Consider the following 21,782-nt stretch of genomic DNA (forward strand, 5'->3'; position numbering starts at 1 on the left):
CACAATCATCAAATATTTAACTTTTCGAAGCATTTATTGTATTAAATAATATGTAGGCATTTCCATCTGTAAGAAGCGAAATAAAATGACAAATGTGAAGTAATCTGTCGTATAAATTGTCTTTTTCAACTCTGAATTTTTCTGGAAGTAACTGCATAACTAAACTATCAAAATTGGACGCTTTGCCTTCATAATTATTATTATAGGCAGTAATAAATTTGTCTAAAAGGGTATTTATTATCTGATAACCCGTCAATTCTTTTTCAATCACTTCTCGGCTTTTATAAATATTTTTCACGCTCAATTTGATAATGTCGTCCATTTGTGCTTTGTATTTACTTTTATCGGTAAGCGCATAAGTGAATTTACCGTTTAAAATTGCTTCTTCATTTTCAATAAATACATTTACTGCATCATTAATTAAACTACCAATAGCAATGGCGCGCAAATAACTAATTCGATCTTCTTTTGAAGTTAAAGTGTTGTATTTATTAGTATCAATACTGTCTTTTACCAAATTAATAAGGTATTCCAAAGCATAATCTTCGGAGACTAAACCTAGATTGATTCCGTCTTCAAAATCAATAATGGTGTAGCAAATATCATCTGCAGCCTCAACCAAATAAGCTAAAGGATGTCTTTCATAACCAATATCTTTTCCGGATTTATTTGGAATCATCCCTAATTCTGAAGCAACTTCTTTGAAAAAAGCGACATCCGATTGGAAAAATCCATATTTTTTATCTGCAATTGCTGAGGTTGGTTTTTTTGGCAAACTCTCTTTAGGATATTTCATAAACGCCCCCAAAGTTGCATAAGATATTCTCAAACCTCCATCATTTCCGGGTCTGGAGCTTGTTAAAACTGAAAATCCATTGGCATTTCCTTCAAAATCTATTAAGTCTTGCCATTCTTTATCAGATAATTTGGCTTTGTATTTTTGTCCGTTTCCAATTGAAAAATATTCTCCTATAGCTTTTTCTCCTGAATGACCAAAAGGAGGATTTCCAATGTCATGAGCCAATGAAGCTGCTGCTACAATTGCCCCAAAATCGTTCATTTCATAACCATGAATCTCATTTAAATAAGGATATTTTTCAATTATTTTCTTTCCAACCAATCGCCCAATGGAACGACCTACAACCGAAACTTCCAAGCTATGGGTTAATCTTGTATGAACAAAATCTGTTTTAGACATTGGAATAACTTGCGTTTTATCTTGCAAACTTCGAAATGCCGATGAAAATATTATTCGATCATAATCGACTTCAAAACCCAATCGGGTGTCGTCTTGTTCTTTGCGCAAGCGCTTAAAAGTGTCACCTTGTCTTTTTAGTGATAATAATTCTTCCCACTTCATTTGTTTGATAGCTTTGGTTTAATTCACGAATATACAAAATAGGATTGAAGTTCCTTAAATTGCAATTAATAAAAAAATAAAAAAGCAATTCCGTATTAACCAGCTACTTGTCCCTAAGATAAAATATCTTATTTTTGCAACTATTCTTGACTAGTTTCAAGGATTTCAAAAATACAATTATGATACAAAATCCTAAAAGATATACTATAACAGCTGCATTGCCTTACACAAATGGACCAATCCATATTGGTCATTTGGCGGGTGTTTACGTGCCTTCTGATATATATTCCCGATATTTAAGATTACAAAACAAAGATGTGTTGTTTGTTTGCGGAAGCGACGAACACGGCGTTGCCATTTCGATGAAAGCTAAAAAAGAAGGAGTTACGCCTCAGGAAATCATTGATAAATACGACGAAATAATTCGTCAATCGTTTATAGATTTTGGAATTTCTTTTGATAATTATTCAAGAACTTCAGCTAAAATTCATCACGATACGGCTTCTGAATTTTTCAAGAAATTATATGACAATGGTGATTTTATTGAGCAAGTAACGAAACAATTGTATGACGCTAAAGCAAATCAATTTTTAGCAGATCGATTTGTAACTGGAACTTGCCCAAAATGTGGTCATGAAGAAGCTTATGGCGATCAATGTGAAAAATGCGGTTCTACATTAAATGCAACCGATTTAATTAATCCAAAATCTACAATTACAGGCGAAATTCCAGTTTTGAAATCGACAAAACATTGGTTTTTACCTTTGGATCGTTATGATTCTTTTTTAAGAGAATGGATTTTGGTGGGTCATAAAAACGACTGGAAGCCCAATGTTTACGGACAAGTAAAATCTTGGATTGATAGTGGTTTAGAGCCCCGAGCAGTTACTAGAGATTTAGATTGGGGAATTGACGTTCCTGTTGAAGGTGCCGAAGGAAAAAAACTATACGTGTGGTTTGATGCCCCAATTGGATATATTTCAGCTTCCAAAGAATGGGCAGCGAGAGAAGGAAAAGACTGGGAACCGTATTGGAAAAATGAAGACACGAAACTGGTACACTTTATTGGGAAAGACAATATTGTTTTTCACTGTATCATTTTCCCAGCGATGTTAAAAGCTGAAGGAAGTTATATTTTACCTGATAATGTTCCAGCAAATGAATTCTTGAATTTGGAAGGAGATAAATTATCGACATCAAAAAATTGGGCGGTTTGGTTACACGAATATTTACTCGATTTTCCAAATCAGCAAGATGTTTTAAGATATGCTTTGACTTCTAATGCCCCAGAAACCAAGGATAACGATTTTACTTGGAAAGATTTTCAGGCTAGAAATAACAATGAATTGGTTGCTATTTTTGGAAATTTTATTAATCGTGTTGTGGTTTTATCCAATAAATATTATAATGGAATTGTTCCAAATCCGAGTGAATTTTTAGATGTTGACAACGCCGTTTTAACAGAATTAAAAGCTTATCCTGCGGTAATTTCAAGTTCTGTGGAGCGCTACCGTTTTAGAGAGGCTTTGGGAGAATTGATGAATGTTGCCCGTTTGGGAAATAAATATTTAGCTGATGAAGAACCTTGGAAAGTAATTAAAGACAATCCTGAGCGCGTGCAAACGCAAATGTATGTTGCCTTGCAAATTGCAGCCGCTTTGAGTTCACTTTGCGAACCATTTTTACCATTTACCGCTACTAAACTTTCAAGAATTCTAAAAATAGAAACCAAAATAGATTGGAAAACAGTTTCCGAAACTTCAGAATTAATTCCTTCATGTCACCAGATTGGCGAAGCAGAATTGCTTTTTGCAAAAATTGAAGACGAAGAAATTCAAAAACAAATTGACAAATTAGAAGCTACAAAAGTGGCAAATAAAGCGGATAACAAAATGGCGGAACCTCAAAAAGAAACAATTCAATACGATGATTTTGCTAAAATAGATTTGCGTGTTGGAACTATTTTAGAAGCAGAAAAAATGCCTAAAGCAAATAAATTATTGATTATAAAAATCGATACTGGAATTGATATTCGCACCATTGTTTCGGGAATCGCTGAGAGTTTTTCACCAGAAGAAATTATTGGGAAACGCGTTACGGTTTTAGTGAATTTAGCTCCTAGAAACCTTCGCGGAGTAGATAGTGAAGGAATGATTTTAATGACTACCAATGCTGAAGGAAAATTGGTTTTTGTAAATCCTGATACCGATGGAGTTGCCAATGGCGAAACCATAAATTAAAAAACATTAAAATGAACCCAAAAATAATTGCTTTTGATGCCGATGATACATTGTGGCACAACGAACCTTATTTCGATGAAGCTCAAGAGCGTTTTTGTGTTTTGTTTCAAGATTATGCCTCTAAGCAAGAAATATTAGGGTTGATTTTAAATCACCAAATTGCAAATTTATCTTTGTATGGATTTGGAATTAAAGCATTTACACTTTCAATGATTGAAACCGCTTTGGAATTAACCAACCATACAATTTCAGGAAAAGGAATTGAAAAAATAATTACAATTGGAAAGGATTTATTGCAAAAACCAGTTGAATTAATGCCCAACGTGGAAAAGGTTTTAGAGGAATTGCAAGGAAAATACAAATTGGTTGTTGCCACAAAAGGCGATTTAAAAGACCAACATCGCAAACTTCACGATTCAGGAATTGGTGCTTATTTTCATCATATTGAAGTGATGAGTGACAAAACCGAATTGGATTATCAAAAAATGTTAGGGCGATTGGATTGTAATCCTAAAGATTTTCTAATGATTGGGAATTCTCTAAAATCGGATGTTTTACCTATTTTAAACATTGGCGGTTATGGAGTTCATATTCCTTATCACACCACTTGGGAATACGAAAAAATTGATTTTGAGATTGAGCACGAGAATTTTTACTCCTTTGAAAATATTACAGAAGTCTTGTCGCTTTTAAAATAATTTTTGTGATTCATGGCGGAGAATATCTTTAATTTTTTGCCACAGATTTAACGGATTAAACTGATTGCCGCTGATTTTTTAAAATAAATTTGGTGAAATATGTGTTTAAGAAATAACTCTAATTTTTTTTGCCACAGATTTAACGGATTTCCACAGATTTTTAAAGTAAATCGTGGCTTAGAAATAGATGAATTCATTCTGAATAACAACAAAAAAAAGCCGCAGTTGACCAGAAATAGGCAAACTGCGACTACTAAATTACTTGCTTCCCAATAGCATTAATTCATCAATTACGACTTCGGTGATGTAGCGTTTTTCTCCGTTTTTATCTTCGTAACTTCTGTGGGTTAGTTTTCCTTCGATGGCAATTTCTTTACCTTTTACGACATATTTTTCAATGATATCGGCGGTTTTTCCCCAAGCAATAAGACTGTGCCATTGGGTTTCTTCTACTTTTTCCCCTTTTTCGTTTTTGTAACTTTCGTTGGTGGCAACGTTTAATTTGGCTAATTTTTTTCCTCCATCGAATGTTTTGATTTCTGGATCATTACCAACATGTCCGATTAACTGTACTTTGTTTCTTAATGTGCTCATAGCGTTTTAATTTAAATGGTTTATAAAAATGATTTTTCTTTTGCCGATACTTGTTTGATTTCGACAATGCAAAGATGGGACGACTTCCAAAATTTATTCGGTTGTTAACTGTTTACTTTCGGTTGTAGTTGTTTGTAAGCGTTTGTAATTGGAAAATTATAAGTATATTTGGTTGATTGTAAAAGTTTTAAGCAAAAATTAAAAACACAAAAGACAATTTCCAATTAGCCCCGATGGCAGAGAAAATCCCTTGTTTTTTCATGGATTGAAACGAACAGCGGGAATAGGATTGGTAAAAATAGACTGGCAATTCGCTTCAAAAAGAAATTAATAAAAGAAGTTTTTATAAACCCACAATAACAAAAAAATGAATAAAACTTGTTTGGAATGCAACGATAAAATTGTGGGGCGCGAGGACAAAAAGTTTTGCAGCGACGGTTGTAGGAACACCTACAACAATAAAATCAATAAGGATAGTACGAATTTTATGCGCAATGTGAACAACAAATTGCGGAAAAATTATCGAATTTTGGGCGCTTTGAATGTAGAAGGGAAGTCGAAAACAACGCGTGCAAAATTGTTAAGTAAGGGATTTGATTTTGAGTTTTTTACGAATATTTTAAATACAAAAACGGGGAATACCTATTATTTTATATACGACCAAGGCTATATGGCATTGGAAAACGATTATTTTATGTTAGTCAAAAAAGATATTTAACTTCAAATTTATTACAAATGAAAAACAGATTCACCGCCATTTTATCGTTACTATTTATTGCTGGAACCATAGGATTGATTTACTTGTTAATGATGCCGCAATGGGTTTCAACGGACGATGCATTGCTTTCGGAATATTCTACAAAACGGGCACTTGAAAAAGTGAAAGTTATTTCGGGAAATCCCCATTTTGTAGGTTCGGAGAATCATAAAATTGTGGGGGAATATTTGGCAAATGAATTACAAAAATTGGGATTGGAAACCCAAATTCAGGAAGGAACTACTTTTTCTGATTGGGGAAACTTGACGAAATCTAAAAATATATTAGCAAGAATTAAAGGATCTGATAGTTCGAAAGCATTGTTATTATTGTCTCATTATGACAGCGCGCCGCATTCGTATTCCCATGGCGCAAGCGATGATGCTTCTGGAATTGCAACTATTTTAGAGGGCGTTCGTGCTTTTTTGGACAATAAAACACCGCATAAAAATGATATTATCATTTTGTTTTCTGATGCGGAAGAACTGGGGTTGAACGGAGCGGCACTATTTGTAACCCAAAGTAATTGGGCGAAAGAAGTGGGCTTGGTTTTGAATTTTGAAGCTCGAGGAAGCGCTGGGCCAAGCTATATGTTGATGGAAGTGAACAAGGGTAATGCCAATATGGTGAAGGAATTTACAGCTGCCAACCCAAGTTATCCGGTTTCAAATTCCTTGATGTACAGCATTTATAAAATGTTGCCTAACGATACTGATTTGACCGTTTTTAGAGAGCAAGGGAAAATACAAGGATTCAATTTTGCGTTTATAGACAACCATTTTAATTACCACACAGCGCAAGATGATTTTAATCATTTGAGTCCGAAAACAATGGAGCACCAAGGGACTTATTTGGTTCCGTTGTTGAATTATTTCTCCAATTCCGACTTGTCTTCACTTCAGTCGGGGGACGATTATGTTTATTTTAATACGCCATTTAAATTTGTGAGTTATCCTTTTTCTTGGGTTTTACCAATGGTTTTGATTGCTGTTTTTCTATTTTTATTTTTAGTATTCATAGGACTTGGCAAACGAGTTTTGGCATTTTCAGAAATTGGAAAAGGATTTTTAATTTTCCTTGGGGCATTACTAGTTTCAGGGGTTACTACTTATTTTGGTTGGAAATTGTTGTTAAAGATTTACCCACAATACAATGATATTCTTCATGGTTTTACCTATAACGGTCACGATTATATAGGTGCGTTTGTGTTTTTGAGTTTGGCGATTTCGTTATTGTTTTATTCCAATTCCAATTCGGAAAATAAAACAGAGAATTATTCTGTTGCACCATTATTTATTTGGATTTTAATCAATTCTGCAATTGCCTTTTATTTGCCTGGAGCTGGATTTTTAATTATTCCATTATTTTTCAGTTTGTTTATGTTGGCTTATTTTGTCACTACCCAAAAAACAAATCCGATACTGAATTTAATTTTGAGTATTCCATCTTTAATAATTATTGTTCCTTTTATTTTAATGTTTCCAATAGGATTAGGGTTAAAAATATTGGCTGGAAGTGCAATGTTAACTGTTTTGGTTTTTGGTTTGTTGTTACCAATATTTGGATCGTTTCCTAGAAAAGGTTTTTGGGCATTGGTATTATTTTTAATATCAATTGGGTTTTTCATAAAGGCTAGTTTCAATTCTGGTTATGATGAAGGAACTGCAAAACCAAACAGCTTGCTTTATGTTTATAATGCCGATACTAAAAAAGCGGTTTGGACTACCTATGATTTAAATTTAGACTCTTGGACGAAAATGTACTTGGGCGAAAATCCAAAAGAGGCAACCGAATTAAACAAGAATCCCTTGTTTAGCAAATATAATTCGGGATTTACTTATTTAGCTGAAGCTGATGTAAAAGAGATAAGCGAGCCTTCAATTATGTTTTTACGGGATAGTATTGCGGGCTCTCAACATTATTATAAGATAAGAATTACTCCAAATCGACCAGTAAATCGATACGATGTTTTTGCCAATGAAAAATTGACTTTTTATAATTTAAAGGCAAATGGGGCTTCGGCTTTAGACCAAAAAGGGAGCATTTATAAACGAAGAGGGAAGAAATTAGTTAGCTATTATGTTGTGGATAATGAGCCTTTGGAATTACAATTTTCTATTCCTGTTAATTCGGTTATTGAAATGGATTTAATGGAAAGTTCCTTTGATTTAATTAGCAATCCAAAATTCAAAATTGCAAAAAGATTGCCTTGGATGATGCCAAAGCCATTTGTATTGAATGATGCTGTTGTGATTCAAAAGAAGATTGTTCCATCCAATGCGGTTCGAAAATCAGATTATTTCAAATCTAGGAATTTGACTTCAAAAGATAGTTTGACAGTTAGTATTGATACTTTAAAAACCAGATAAATTTAAGACAAGAATAAAAAAGGAACCGAACACAATTTGTGATGAAATAATTGGGATGTTTTTTCTGCCACAGATTTATAGGATTAAATTGATTTTATATATCATACGAAAAATAATCTGTGCTTATCTGTGAAATCTGTGGCAAAAATATATTTATTCTGACGTTTCAAAAATATAGAAATCAAATAGGTTACAAATAATAATAATGACAAAAATTAGTATTCTTGGTTGCGGTTGGTTGGGATTGCCTTTGGCGAAAGCCTTAATAGGAAATGGGTTTTCGGTAAAGGGGTCGACGACTTCTTCTGAAAAAATAGTGAGAATTGAACAGGCAGGAATAACTCCTTTTTTAATCGAAATAGAGGAAAGCGGTATTAATGGTGATGTAGATCAATTCTTGTCTGAGAGCCAGTTTTTAATAATTAATATTCCACCTAAATTAAGAGGAAATTCCACTGAAAATTTTGTTTCTAAAATAGAATACATACTTCCATTTATTGAAAAAGCGGGAATAAAAAAAGTAATTTTCGTGAGTTCTACTTCTGTTTATTCTGATGAAGAAAAAGTTGTAACTGAAGAAACCATTCCAAATCCAGATACCGAAAGTGGCAAACAATTGCTAGAATGCGAGAAACTTTTTCAAGAAAATTCTCATTTTGAAACTACCATTTTACGTTTTGGAGGGCTCATTGGCGAAGACCGTCATCCGGTTTATTTTTTAGCCGGGAGAAGTGATATTGAAAACCCTGATGCACCAATAAATTTGATTCATCAAGAGGATTGCATTGGAATTATTTTAAAAATTATTGATAGTAATTGTTGGGCAGAAACGTTCAATGCTGTTGCCCCTTTTCATCCAAGTCGTGAAGAGTATTATTCAAAAAAAGCAAAAGATTATAATTTGGAACCTCCTATCTTTACGCATTCAAAACCATCAATTGGTAAAACCATTTTATCTGATAAATTGGAGAATGCTTTGAAATACCAATTTAAAAAAGGAAGTTTATAATTGATACAAAAATTAAAATCGAAATTTCATTCGAAAATCACTTCAATAGGGTTGCCAATTTTGGCACTTTGTTGGGTTAGTTTTTTTTGGGGAACTACTTGGATTGCATCAAAAGAAGGTGTGAAGTACATGCCAGCGTTACAGCTTGCAGCTATTCGTCAATTTTTAGGTGCCACCTTATACTTGTCTTATTTTTTATTTAAGAAAACTCCTTGGCCGAAAGGCAAACAATGGAAAACCATTATCATTTTGAGTATTTTAAATTTTGTTTTAAGCAATGGTTTAAGCACTTGGGGAGTGAAATATATCAGCAGTGGTTTGGGAGCAATTATTGGCGCTTTGGTTCCGCTTTGGGTAGTAATTATTAGTTTGTTTAGAGGAGAAAAATTAGTAAAATTGGCTATTGTGGGATTGGTTGTAGGGTTTGCTGGAGTATGTGTAATTTTCTCTGAACATCTAAGTGATTTCTTGATTTTTGATTTCCGATTTGGCATAATAATATCGGTAATATCCACTTTAACTTGGGCTTTTGCCACATTATATACAAAGAAAAAAGCGGCAAGTTTTAACCCTTATTTTAGTTTGGGAATCCAAATGTTTATTTCAAGTATTTTCCTTTTTGCGTATTTGGGTGCTACGGGATCGGCAGTAAGTTTATCAACTATACCAGTTATTTCGTGGGTTTCAATTGGTTATTTGGTGATTTTTGGATCGGTGCTCACCTTCATAGCTTATATTTATGCGTTACAACATTTGCCTGCAGAAATTAATAGTATTTACGCTTATATCAATCCAATAATTGCGGTTCTTTTAGGGGCTTATATTTTTGGCGAACCATTATCGTTAGCAATTGCAATTGGTGGAACAGTCACTTTATTCGGACTTTATTTAGTTAATAGATCCTTTCAAAATTCTAAAAAAGCATAAAAAAATCCCATTTTGAAATACAAAATGGGATTTTTAAATTTATATAAATTGGTTATTACCAAATTTTTACTCTTTTTTCAGGAGCAACATACATTGAGTCACCTTCTTTAATGTTAAATGCAGAATAGAAAGCATCAACGTTTTGAATTGGCACATAAGCGCGGTACATTCCTGGAGAATGCGGATCTGTTTTTACTTGATTTTTCAACGCTTCGTCTCTCATTTTAGATCTCCAAATTGTAGACCAAGAGATAAAAAATCGCTGTTCAGGAGTATAACCATCAATTAAACCTGGATTTCCATTTTCTTTCAAATACAATTGTAATCCGTCGTAAGCAGCATTCACCCCACCTAAATCACCAATGTTTTCTCCTAATGTAAATTTACCATCTACGTGAGTTCCTGGCAATGGTTCTAATGCAGAATATTGATCAGCAAGTGCGTTACCTAAATTGGTAAACTTTGATAAATCTTCAGCTGTCCACCAGTCAATTAAATTTCCATCTGCATTATAAGTTGCTCCTTGATCGTCAAAACCATGAGAAATTTCATGCCCGATTACTCCACCAATTCCACCGTAATTTACAGCTTCGTCTGCTTGGTAATTGTAAAATGGCGGTTGTAATATTGCCGCTGGGAATACAATTTCGTTGTAAGAAGGATTGTAGTAAGCGTTTACCGTTTGAGGAGACATTCCCCATTCTGATTTATCAACAGGCTTACCTAATTTATCTAATTCTTTCGCCCAACGCCAGTTAGAAATATTTCTTATGTTTTGAAAATAGCTTCCACCATCTTCAGGACTTTTAACAACTAAAGCAGAGTAATCTTCCCATTTATCAGGGTAACCTATTTTTATTGTTAATTTATTCAACTTTTCAACCGCTTTTGCTTTAGTTTCAGCCGACATCCAAGTCAAATTATTGATTCTAATTTCATAGGCTCTCATTACGTTTTTAATCATCTTCATCGCTTTTTCTTTAGCTTCAGCGGGGAACATTTTTTCAACGTATAATTTTCCTAAAGCTTCTCCAACCGTTCCATTAACAACTTGTAAAGCTTTTTCCTGACGTGGTCTTTGTTTTAAAGCTCCCGTTAAAGTTTTTCCGTAAAACTCCCAGTTTGCAGTTTCAATAGTTGTAGATAATTGACTTGAAGCTCCTCTTAACAACATCCAACGCATGTACGCTTTCCAATCGTCAACTTTATTCTCAGTGAATAAAGTTTGTAATGAACTCATGTATCTTGGTTGAGAAACGATAATAGTATCAATTTTAGCAATTCCGATTCCTTCGATATAAGTGTTCCAATCAATTGAAGGAAGCATTTTTTGCAAATCGGCAATTGCAGTTGGATTGTATTGTTTTTTACTATCTCTACGCTCCACACGGTCCAATCTTGGTTTAGACATTTGGATTTCTAAAGCAAGAATTTTCTCAGCATTTGCTTTAGCTTGTTCTGGAGATTCATTTAAGAATTGTAACATTTTTGCAACGTGAAGAACATATTTCTCGCGTTTTTCTTTAGAATCTTTATCTTCAGATACGTAGTAATCACGGTCTGGCAATCCTAAACTACCTGGACCAACACTTACTACATTTCGATTACTATTTTTTTCATCGGCTCCAATTCCGATTCCAAAAAACCCAACACCTCCGCCTTGAGCTTCTGTTTCCATCATCAATTTTTCTAAATCTTTGATGTTTTTCACCGCATTAATTTTCGCTAAATAAGGTGCTAGTGGAGTAATTCCTTGTTTGTTTCTTGCCACTGTATCCATGGCGGCTTTGTACATAATAATCGCTTTACCTTGATCGGTATTTGATTTATATTTTGGATTTTTTGATGCCTCTTTCAAAATAGCTAAGGCATCTTTATCAGTGTTTTGACGTAATTCATCAAAACTTCCCCAACGCGTTTTGTCAGCAGGAATTTCCGTGTTTTTTAACCAAGTTCCATTCACAAATTTGAAAAAATCTTCACTTGGCTTTACCGATTTATCCATAAAAGGAACGTTTATTCCAGGCGTTTTTTGCGGGGCTTCTTTTTGTGCATTTGCCGATAATCCAATTAGGGCTGGAATAACGTACAACAATGTCTTATTAAAATTAAGTTTCATAATTAGTTACTATTTAGTTAGACTTCAAAAATATTGATTATTTTTTAAATAATTATTAAAAGAGTATAAATAAAAAAACCCAACTTCATTTATCAGATTGGGATTTTTATTTTGGAATAGTAATAGTTAGTTTTTTATAATCCTTTTCGTTATGCTTTTATTCTCTGAAATAATTTTCGCAAAATAAACACCAGCGGAAACATCAGAAATATCAAATAAAAAGCTGCTTTGATTATTTTCAAATTCGGATTTAGAATAGATTATTTTACCAATTAAATCATATACTATAATTGTTTTTGGGGTAATTGTTCCCATTGAAATATTAAAAATTCCTTTATTTGGGTTTGGATAAATAGCAATATTTTCCATTTCAAAAGTCTCGTTTGCAAGACTACTTTGAGTAGGAATATTACATTGCCATGCGCCTCTTCCATAGGTACCAGCAATTATTTTATTATCTACTAAATTAATTTCTAAATCGGTTACTGAAACATTTGGTAAATTATCATCAAAATTTGCCCATGTTGCCATAGAATCATCTTTGTAAAATACTCCAAGTGTAGTACCCACATATAGTGGATTTAAAGAATTTTGTCCTTGATGAACAATTATGTTTTTCCCAATTGCAGGTAATCCAGGCGCAATTGCTGAAAATGAATTTCCTCCATCAGTAGATACAAATGCATCCCCCGATGTTCCTGAAGTGGTGATATAAATAATTTCACCATTTGATGAATGTACAGTTATTGAGGTGATTCTAGATAATGCAGTGTATAAAAGTGAAAAAGAAATTCCTCTGTCGGTACTTTTGTATATTTGATTTGATTTTGAAATATACATAATGTCATTGTTACTAGGATCAACTGAAATTAGATTTATATTAACGGTTGAATCACCTATAGTTGATGGATTTCTTAATATCCAAACATTATTTGTTAATCTATATAAATCATTATAACCTGCAAAAACTTCACCAACACTATTCACTCTCAACGGAGTTACCCATTCCCCTTGTATAGAGGTTCCATTAACTGTTGGTGCAGGAGTATACCTACGAACAGGGTTGGTTAAGGAAGTAATTCCATAAAAAGAGATTCCATTTTGAACAAAACCATAGGCTTTATTATTATTTGAAGGGTCGATAGCATTGTCCATACCGTCACCACCATGATAACTTTGCCAAAGATTATTATTTAGGAAAAATCCACCATTGTCTTGAAGACCTCCAGTAATTTTTGAAGAAGTTTGTTTTGAAACAGATATTTTATAAAATTGACCAATTTGTGCTTGTCCTGTAATATCATTAAATACTAATCCGCCATCTTCCGAAACATATATCCCACCATCACTTCCGCAATACAATTTATTATTTATGAATTTTAGAAAATGAATATCAGCATGAGTAAAACTTGATGAGTAAGTACTCCAGCTATTTAATTTAGTAGCCGTTGCTCCTCCGTCAGTAGAACCCCAAACATTAAGACATCCCGAGTAAAGTTCATTTGCATTTGTTTGAGACACACAAAAAGCTAAATCATACCAGGCTTGCGTGCTTTCAAAAATATCTGCTGTTAATCCAGCATTGACAAAGGTTATACCCGCATCTGTTGACTTATAAATTCCTTGAAAAGCATAATTTGGACTTGTTCCAGCAGAAAGGCAATAAACAATATTTGGATCTGCTGCAGTAACATCAAATATCAATCTGCCCGAATTTGCTGGCAATCCTGCGACTCCAGTATTTAAAAAAGTAGCTCCTGAATCAATAGATTTATAAAATTTATTACGAGAACTAACATAAACTACTGTTGGGTCATTTGGTTTTATTCTTAAAGTCCCTTGAGTAAAGTTTCCTGACAATTGGTTTGTCCAACTTGTACCGCCATTAAGTGTTCTATATAATCCTGTGCTGGTTGCACACCATAACATTTGACTGTTTGTTGGGTTTATTAATATATCGCCAGCGCCTTTAAACGAATTATTAAATGTTAATCCAGTAGTTGACCAAGTTATACCCCCATTAACAGACTTTAATACTCCAACAGAGTAAGAATCGGAAGCGTCTTTATCTCCAGTTGATATATAAATTATATTTGAATTATTAGGATCAATGGCGATTCCTGAAACACCAATTTGTGGTAAATAATCAGATAAGGGTGTCCAGGATTCTCCGGCATTGGTTGACTTCCAAATTCCTCCGGATGGAGCTCCAAAGTAGATTGTATTTGGGTTTAATGGGTCTACGCATACCACATTTATTCTTCCTCTTGCTTGAGTAGATTGTGGAGATGCATTTTGTATTGGCCCGATAGGCGTCCAATTACAAGGAGGAAGCGATCTGAGTAAGCTGTTATTATTTAATTTTGCTTGGTTTTTTTGCTCCCATGCTGTCCAAAGTTCTTGCGCCGAAATTACATACCCTTGGTCATTGGTTGCATTTTTCCAATGTTCTACCCAGCGCATAAAAGGTTTGTACCCACTTCCTTTTCGGTTTTTATCATGAAAAGACCAATAAGTGTTAAATGAATTTACTAATTCTGCCAGCGTTTTTTCGTTATTATTACGATTTTCAGTTAATTCATCCATCCAAGGAGCGGAAGGATTAAATTGTGAAAATCCTAAAAAAGTGCATAAAATGGCTGATATAAGTAGTATTTTTTTCATATTGCTTTTATTTTACTCAAAATTAGTCAATTTTTTTCAAATAAATAATTAAACAAAGCAATTACCTATTAATATTGTTAAATTATAGTAAATGGATCTTAAAAATAAATTCTAGTGTGTTTAACTTTTGTAAATTTGTAAAAAAATTTCAATGCTATCTTTTTTCAAAAAATACAAGTGGTTTTTGGTTATTGTAATCGTGCTTTCTGCAATCATTTTAACCTTATTTTATTTGGCTTTAAAGCCAAAGAAAATGCTACCAATTTATAATCCTTCGATGGTAAATCCGGAATTGGTAGATTCTACAGTACAATATATTAGTAAATACCATTCTATTGCAAATTTTTCATTTACCAATCAAAACGGGAAAATAATTACTCAAAAAGACTATGAGGGAAAAATTTATGTAGCCGATTTTTTCTTCACTACTTGCGGTTCTATTTGTCCAAAAATGACAACTAATTTAGTTGAAGTTCAAAAAGCATTTATTAATAATCCTAAAGTGATGTTACTATCGCACACTGTTTTTCCTGAAACAGATAGCGTTGCAGTTTTAAAAGAATATGCTAAAAAAAATGGAGTGATTGACAACAAATGGAATTTAGTTACTGGCGATAAAAAGCAAATTTATGCTATGGCGAGAAAGTCCTATTTGGCAGTAAAACTGGGCAAACCCGAAGAATTATACGATATGGTTCACACCGAAAACTTTGTATTGGTCGATTCAAAAAGAAGGGTAAGAGGTTTTTATGACGGAACGAAAAAAGAAGATATCGAAAGATTGATCGAAGACATCAATTTTTTATGTACTCAATAACAAGGGAATTTCTAAACCCTAAAAATGTCATAAAACTGATAATTATCATTTGATTGAATAATTTTATATTTACTTTTGTAATCTAAATTCAATCTAAATAAGGTTTGCGAACTACAATAAATTCTCTCAAAAAAGGCGAAACGGCAATTATCAAGGATTTTGATATTGACTCTATTCCATTGAAGCTACTGGAAATGGGGTGTTTGCCGGGAAATACGGTCCAGTTACTTCAGATTGCTCCTTTTGGAGATCCACTTTATTTAAATATTAATGGCTCACATCTTGCAATTCGAATAGAAACTGCAAATGAAATTGAGGTTGAAATTCTAAACGCCAACTCAAAATGAGCAGTAACAATATAAATGTCGCTTTAATAGGAAATCCAAATACGGGTAAAACCTCTGTTTTTAATGAATTGACAGGTTTGAACCAGCAAGTTGGTAATTACCCCGGAATTACTGTTGAAAAAAAGATTGGTTTTTGTAAATTAACCTCCAAAATAAAAGCTAATATCCTCGATTTACCCGGGACTTACAGTTTGAATGCCAGTTCAATCGATGAAAATGTGGTGATTGAATTGCTATTAAATAAAAACGATAAATTATTTCCCGATGTTGCTCTTGTTGTTACAGATGTTGAAAATTTGAAACGTAATTTACTGCTTTTCACCCAAATTAAAGACCTTGAAATACCTACGATATTAGTCATAAATATGGCGGATAGAATGAAATTCAAAGGCATTTCACTCGATATTCCATATTTAGAAGAGCAATTTAAAACAAAAATTGCCTTGATAAGTACAAGAAATGGAAACGGAATTGAAGAATTGAAAGAGTTAATAATCAATTACAAGTCCCTTTCTACAGAGCCTTGTTTGAATGCATCATCCATAGATCCCGACTATTTTGAAACGTTACAAAAAACATTTCCAACGCAATTGCTTTATAAATTGTGGCTTGTAATCACTCAGGATGTGAACTTTTTAAATTTGGATAGAAATGAAATTCAAAATTCCTATACCAAATCACATTCCGATTTGAAGCGATTGCAACAAAAGGAAACTATAAAAAGATACCAATTTATAAATGACATTTTAAAAGTTGGACTTACTATCGATTCTTCGATTGCAAAAGATTTTCGAAGCAAATTAGATCGAGTTTTAACACATAAATTTTGGGGTTATTGCATCTTTTTAGGGATTTTATTTTTCATTTTTCAATCTATTTTCGAATGGTCGAAAGTCCCAATGGAATTTATAGACACCACTTTTGCAGATCTTAGTTTGTATGCAAGTGAATCTCTACCGGCCGGGGTTTTAACCAATTTAATTTCACAAGGAATAATTCCAGGAATTGGGGGAATTTTAATTTTTATACCACAAATAGCTTTCTTATTTATGTTTATTTCTATTTTAGAAGAAAGTGGTTACATGAGCCGAGTGGTATTTTTAATGGATAAATTAATGAGAAGGTTTGGCCTTTCGGGGAAAAGCGTTATTCCATTAATTTCTGGAACTGCTTGTGCTATTCCTGCAATTATGGCTACAAGAAACATTGAAAATTGGAAGGAAAGATTAATTACCATTCTCGTTACGCCATTCACCACATGTTCTGCAAGATTACCAGTTTATGCTATTATTATTGCCTTAGTTATTCCTGATACACGAGTTTTTGGAGTTTTCAATTTGCAAGGATTAACTTTAATGTTGCTTTATCTTTTGGGATTTGGAATGGCGATTTTCTCAGCTTATATTTTAAATAAAATTCTAAAAATTAAAGGCAAAACATTTTTTGTAGTTGAAATGCCAAACTATAAATTGCCAATGTTCAAGAATGTCGCTATCAATGTGATTGAAAAAACGCGTTCGTTTATTTTTGGAGCTGGCAAAATAATTCTTGCCATTTCAATTGTATTATGGTTTTTGGCATCTTATGGTCCAGGAAAGAAATTCAATGATGCCGAGACGATTATTACGGCTGAAAATACAAATAGCACGTTATCAAAATTAGAATTGAAGGATAAAGTAGCCGCATATAAATTAGAAAATTCTTACATTGGAATAATGGGAAAAGCGATAGAACCTGCTATTTCACCTTTGGGTTACGATTGGAAAATTGGGATTGCCATTATCAGTTCATTTGCCGCAAGGGAAGTTTTTGTGGGTACTTTAGCTACTATTTATAGCGTTGGAGATAACGGAAATGACACTACTATAAAAAACAAAATGGGTGCCGAAATTAACCCTGAAACTGGAGCTAAAATATTCAATTTTGCAACCGGAATTTCATTATTACTTTTTTATGCTTTTGCCATGCAATGTGCTAGTACCTTGGCGATTACTAAAAAAGAAACTAACACTTGGAAATGGCCTTTGGCACAACTTGTTTTCATGAGTGGACTGGCTTATATTGTAGCTTTCCTAGCATTTCAAATTTTAAAATAACTACCAAATGGCACAAGAAATAATTGCTTTTATCGCTTTAGGATTGGCGCTGGGTTATTTAACAAAGAAATTCTTTTTTAAGAAAAGCACCTCTAAAAAGTGCGGTCCAAACGATTGTGGCTGCTAGTAATTTTTTTATTAACAATCCGTAAAATTCTCTTTTTTGAAGTTATACAAAACCAACTTATTCTGTAAGTTTGTAGTATGTATGCTTTAGTCGATTGTAACAATTTTTATGCTTCCTGCGAACGTGTTTTTCAACCGAAACTCAACGGAAAACCAGTTGTGATATTATCCAATAACGATGGATGTGTGATTTCCAGAAGCAACGAAGCTAAGGCGGCTGGCGTTCCAATGGGCGTTCCATTATTTCAAATTAAAGACTTAGTAAAAGAAAAAAACATTGCTGTTTTTTCTTCAAATTATGTGCTATATGGGGATTTAAGTAATCGTGTAATGAAAATATTAGCACAGTTTACACCCAATTTAGAAATTTATAGCATTGACGAAGCGTTTCTCAATTTTGATGGAATGGCAATTCCAAATTACGATTCGTATGGAATTGAAATGAAAAGCAGAATTCAAAAATGGGTTGGAATTCCTGTTTGCGTTGGTTTTGCACCTACCAAAGCATTGGCAAAAGTAGCCAACAAAATTGCCAAAAAATTTCAAGATCGCACTTCTGGAGTGTACACCATCGATACCGACGAAAAAAGAATTAAAGCCCTGAAATGGACTAAAATTGAAGACGTTTGGGGCATTGGAAATAGAACAACTAAGAAAGCGAAACTTCGAAATATCAATACCGCTTTCGATTTTATTCAGCCCCATCAAGAGCCTTGGATTCGAAAAGAGCTTGGCGTGGTAGGGCTTCGTTTAAAATACGAATTGGAAGGAAAATCGGTATTGGAGTTAGAGCCTATTCCAAACGCAAAAAAAAGCATTGCCACAACAAGAAGTTTTCCAAAACAAATTGCCGATTTCGATTTACTGCGAGAGCGAGTGGCTACTTTTGCTGCTATTTGTGCTGAGAAATTGAGGAACCAAAATTCGTGTTGTCACACTATTATTGTGATGTTGGTTATCGATAGACATACCGTTAAAACGTCAAAATACTATTTCAACATGGCGGTTACTTTGCCATTTGCAACCAATTCTACCTTAACTATTTCCAATATTGCAATAGATATATTAAAAAAATTGCTTCACGGAAATGAAAATGTAAAGTTTAAAAAAGCAGGTGTAATAGTAACCGAATTCATTCCTGAAGATCAAAAGCAATTCCAATTATTTGAAGAAGAAAACCCGAAACACTTGGCTTTAATGCGATCGATGGATTTTCTGAATAAAAAAATGGGCGATAAAAAAGTTAAACTGGCATCACAAAATTTAAATCTTACTTGGAACATGCGACAAAATCATTTGTCTCCAAAATACACTACTAATTTCAACGATATTCTTGAGGTAAAATGTCAATAAAGAAAAACAACAAACTCACTTTTTTTCTTCCTGATTTTGAAAGTGATTTAAGAATTCCTTTCGTAAAAGAAGGCGTTTCGGCAGGATTTCCATCTCCAGCTGCCGATTTTATGGAAACAAGTATCGACTTAAATAAAGAGTTAAGCGAAAATCCATTGGCTACTTTTTACATAAAAGTGAAAGGGAATTCTATGATTGATGCCGGTATAAACGACAAAGATGTGTTAGTTGTTGACCGAAGTTTAGAACCTCAAAACAACAAAATCGCTATTTGTTTTATAGACGGAGAATTCACCGTAAAGCGAATACTTGTAGAGCAAGATTGCCTTTATTTAATGCCGGAAAATCCTAATTATTCTCCAATAAAAGTGACCGAAGAAAACCAATTGATTATTTGGGGAATGGTTACCTATGTGATCAAGAAACTGTAGTTACTGAAAAGGTGAAATACTAGTCATTCAACTTCAAAACCGCCATAAATGCTTCTTGAGGGATCTCAACGTTTCCAACTAATCGCATTCGTTTTTTACCTTTTTTCTGTTTTTCCAATAATTTGCGTTTACGGGAAATATCACCACCGTAACACTTGGCAGTAACGTCTTTACGCAAGGCTTTTATAGTTTCACGAGCAATAATTTTTGCGCCAATTGCTGCTTGAATAGGAATATCAAATTGCTGTCTTGGGATCAATTCACGAAGTTTTTCACACATTTTTTTACCAATGTTGTACGCATTACTTTCATGAATTAACGCCGAAAGTGCATCTACAGATTGTGCGTTTAACAACACATCTAGCTTAACTAATTTCGAAGTTCGCATACCAATTGGCGAGTAATCAAAAGAAGCATAACCTTTAGAAACAGTTTTCAATCGATCGTAAAAATCAAATACTATTTCTGCCAATGGCATATCAAAATTCAATTCTACACGTTCCGTGGTTAAGTACGTTTGATTGGTAATTACCCCTCTTTTTTCAATACACAAACTCATTACATTACCCACAAAATCAGCTTTGGTAATTATGGTTGCCTTGATATATGGCTCTTCTACGCGTTCCAATTTCGATGGTTCTGGTAGATCCGACGGATTATTAACTACAATTGGTGTTTCGGGTTCTTTTTTGGTGTAAGCCAAGTAAGAAACGTTAGGAACCGTCGTAATCACAGTCATATCAAACTCACGTTCCAAGCGTTCTTGAATAATTTCCATGTGCAACATTCCTAAGAATCCACAACGGAAACCAAAACCTAAAGCGGCAGAACTTTCAGCAGCAAAAACCAATGAAGCATCGTTCAATTGTAATTTTTCCATGGAATTTCGCAATTCCTCAAAATCTTCCGTATCTACAGGATAAATTCCAGCAAAAACCATCGGTTTCACGTCTTCAAATCCGGTAATCATATTGGTAGTTGGCGTTTTTGCATCAGTTAAAGTATCTCCTACTTTTACTTCTTTTGCTTCTTTTATACCAGAAATTAAATAGCCCACATCACCAGCAGAAATAACCTGTTTTGGGACTTGATTTAATTTCAAAGTACCAATTTCATCCGCAAAATACTCGTTTCCGGTAGCCATGAATTTTATTTTCTGCCCTTTTTTAATTTGTCCGTTTTTCACTCGAAAAATAACTTCAATTCCACGAAAAGGATTGTAGTGTGAGTCAAAAATTAAGGCTTGTAATGGTTCGTCAACGTTTCCTTTTGGAGGAGGAATTCTTTCAATAATGGCTGCCAAAATATTCTCTACACCCAAACCAGTTTTACCCGAAGCGTGAATAATTTCGTCTATTTTACAGCCCAATAAATCCACAATATCATCGCTAACCTCTTCAGGATTAGCACTTGGTAAATCTACTTTATTTAAAACAGGAATAATCTCTAAGTCGTTTTCAAGCGCTAAATACAAATTAGATATCGTTTGTGCTTGAATACTTTGTGCAGCATCAACAATCAAAAGCGCGCCTTCACAAGCGGCAATAGATCGAGAAACTTCATAGGAAAAATCAACGTGGCCGGGAGTATCAATCAAATTCAAAATATAATCTTCGCCTTTGTATTTGTACTCCATTTGAATCGCGTGACTTTTTATGGTAATCCCACGCTCGCGCTCCAAGTCCATATTATCCAGCAATTGCGCCTTCTCCTCACGAGCCGTAACCGTTTGGGTAGCCCCCAATAATCGGTCAGCAAGCGTACTTTTTCCGTGGTCAATGTGTGCAATAATGCAAAAATTCCTTATGTGTTTCATGCTTTGTTAGTGTCAATTTTATTTGGCGTGACCACAAGGGTCGGGCTATTCGCTCTATC

Annotated in this window: 17 protein-coding genes; 12 read left to right on the forward strand and 5 right to left on the reverse strand. The window is 33.8% G+C overall.

Going from position 1 to position 21,782, the window contains the following annotated elements; translation table 11 throughout:
- Positions 1 to 16: 16 nt before the first annotated feature.
- Positions 17 to 1,360: a deoxyguanosinetriphosphate triphosphohydrolase gene (locus tag AC9UFV_RS00065; protein WP_509571442.1), complete on the reverse strand. Its 1,344-nt coding sequence runs from the start codon at positions 1,358 to 1,360 to the stop codon at positions 17 to 19.
- A gap of 179 nt (positions 1,361 to 1,539) precedes the next feature.
- On the opposite strand from AC9UFV_RS00065, the gene metG reads away from it, so the two are divergent.
- A complete protein-coding gene (gene metG, locus AC9UFV_RS00070) occupies positions 1,540 to 3,600 on the forward strand; it encodes a methionine--tRNA ligase (protein ID WP_509571445.1) in 2,061 nt (686 codons plus the stop codon).
- Between the two features lie 11 nt (positions 3,601 to 3,611).
- Positions 3,612 to 4,298 (forward strand): HAD family hydrolase, encoded by a 687-nt coding sequence (locus AC9UFV_RS00075; RefSeq protein ID WP_509571448.1) that lies wholly within the window; start codon positions 3,612 to 3,614, stop codon positions 4,296 to 4,298.
- A 258-nt stretch (positions 4,299 to 4,556) separates the two neighbouring features.
- On the opposite strand, the gene AC9UFV_RS00080 is transcribed toward AC9UFV_RS00075, so the two are convergent.
- Entirely contained in the window at positions 4,557 to 4,892 is a 336-nt protein-coding gene (locus AC9UFV_RS00080; protein WP_509571451.1) for a single-stranded DNA-binding protein, read from the reverse strand.
- Between the two features lie 367 nt (positions 4,893 to 5,259).
- On the opposite strand from AC9UFV_RS00080, the gene AC9UFV_RS00085 reads away from it, so the two are divergent.
- The 4 genes from AC9UFV_RS00085 (at position 5,260) to AC9UFV_RS00100 (ending at position 9,954) form a co-directional block, all read left to right on the forward strand.
- Entirely contained in the window at positions 5,260 to 5,610 is a 351-nt protein-coding gene (locus tag AC9UFV_RS00085; RefSeq protein WP_509571454.1) for a hypothetical protein, read from the forward strand.
- Between the two features lie 17 nt (positions 5,611 to 5,627).
- Positions 5,628 to 8,018, forward strand: coding sequence for a M20/M25/M40 family metallo-hydrolase (locus AC9UFV_RS00090; protein ID WP_509571456.1), 2,391 nt, complete (start codon positions 5,628 to 5,630; stop codon positions 8,016 to 8,018).
- Positions 8,019 to 8,223: 205 nt separating this feature from the next.
- Entirely contained in the window at positions 8,224 to 9,027 is an 804-nt protein-coding gene (locus tag AC9UFV_RS00095) for an SDR family oxidoreductase (RefSeq protein ID WP_509571459.1), read from the forward strand.
- Positions 9,028 to 9,954 (forward strand): DMT family transporter, encoded by a 927-nt coding sequence (locus AC9UFV_RS00100; protein WP_509571462.1) that lies wholly within the window; start codon positions 9,028 to 9,030, stop codon positions 9,952 to 9,954.
- Positions 9,955 to 10,009: 55 nt separating this feature from the next.
- On the opposite strand, the gene AC9UFV_RS00105 is transcribed toward AC9UFV_RS00100, so the two are convergent.
- Together AC9UFV_RS00105 and AC9UFV_RS00110 are read right to left on the reverse strand one after the other, a co-directional pair.
- A complete protein-coding gene (locus AC9UFV_RS00105) occupies positions 10,010 to 12,073 on the reverse strand; it encodes a M13 family metallopeptidase (RefSeq protein WP_509571464.1) in 2,064 nt (687 codons plus the stop codon).
- A gap of 126 nt (positions 12,074 to 12,199) precedes the next feature.
- The gene (locus AC9UFV_RS00110) at positions 12,200 to 14,737 is read right to left on the reverse strand and encodes a T9SS type A sorting domain-containing protein (RefSeq protein WP_509571467.1); all 2,538 of its coding nucleotides are present in this window, start codon (positions 14,735 to 14,737) and stop codon (positions 12,200 to 12,202) included.
- Between the two features lie 151 nt (positions 14,738 to 14,888).
- Here AC9UFV_RS00110 and AC9UFV_RS00115 point away from each other — a divergent pair, with 151 nt between their 5' ends.
- The 6 genes from AC9UFV_RS00115 (at position 14,889) to AC9UFV_RS00140 (ending at position 19,907) form a co-directional block, all read left to right on the forward strand.
- Positions 14,889 to 15,554, forward strand: coding sequence for an SCO family protein (locus AC9UFV_RS00115; protein ID WP_509571470.1), 666 nt, complete (start codon positions 14,889 to 14,891; stop codon positions 15,552 to 15,554).
- A gap of 104 nt (positions 15,555 to 15,658) precedes the next feature.
- A complete protein-coding gene (locus AC9UFV_RS00120; RefSeq protein WP_509564813.1) occupies positions 15,659 to 15,901 on the forward strand; it encodes a FeoA family protein in 243 nt (80 codons plus the stop codon).
- The gene (feoB, locus tag AC9UFV_RS00125; protein WP_509571473.1) at positions 15,898 to 17,997 is read left to right on the forward strand and encodes a ferrous iron transport protein B; all 2,100 of its coding nucleotides are present in this window, start codon (positions 15,898 to 15,900) and stop codon (positions 17,995 to 17,997) included. Before AC9UFV_RS00120 ends, feoB begins: the two co-directional genes overlap by 4 nt.
- Positions 17,998 to 18,004: 7 nt before the next feature.
- Positions 18,005 to 18,124: a FeoB-associated Cys-rich membrane protein gene (locus AC9UFV_RS00130; protein ID WP_509571476.1), complete on the forward strand. Its 120-nt coding sequence runs from the start codon at positions 18,005 to 18,007 to the stop codon at positions 18,122 to 18,124.
- Positions 18,125 to 18,201: 77 nt separating this feature from the next.
- Complete coding sequence (locus tag AC9UFV_RS00135) at positions 18,202 to 19,476, forward strand: Y-family DNA polymerase (RefSeq protein ID WP_509571479.1); 1,275 nt, start codon at positions 18,202 to 18,204, stop codon at positions 19,474 to 19,476.
- Positions 19,467 to 19,907, forward strand: coding sequence for a LexA family protein (locus tag AC9UFV_RS00140; protein WP_509571482.1), 441 nt, complete (start codon positions 19,467 to 19,469; stop codon positions 19,905 to 19,907). The genes AC9UFV_RS00135 and AC9UFV_RS00140 overlap by 10 nt, the downstream gene beginning before the upstream one ends.
- A gap of 19 nt (positions 19,908 to 19,926) precedes the next feature.
- On the opposite strand, the gene lepA is transcribed toward AC9UFV_RS00140, so the two are convergent.
- Positions 19,927 to 21,723, reverse strand: a complete 1,797-nt coding sequence (lepA, locus tag AC9UFV_RS00145) for a translation elongation factor 4 (protein WP_509520229.1) — start codon at positions 21,721 to 21,723, stop codon at positions 19,927 to 19,929.
- Positions 21,724 to 21,782 lie beyond the last annotated feature (59 nt).

The sequence above is a fragment of the Flavobacterium sp. genome (assembly GCF_044349645.1).
GTDB lineage: Bacteria > Bacteroidota > Bacteroidia > Flavobacteriales > Flavobacteriaceae > Flavobacterium.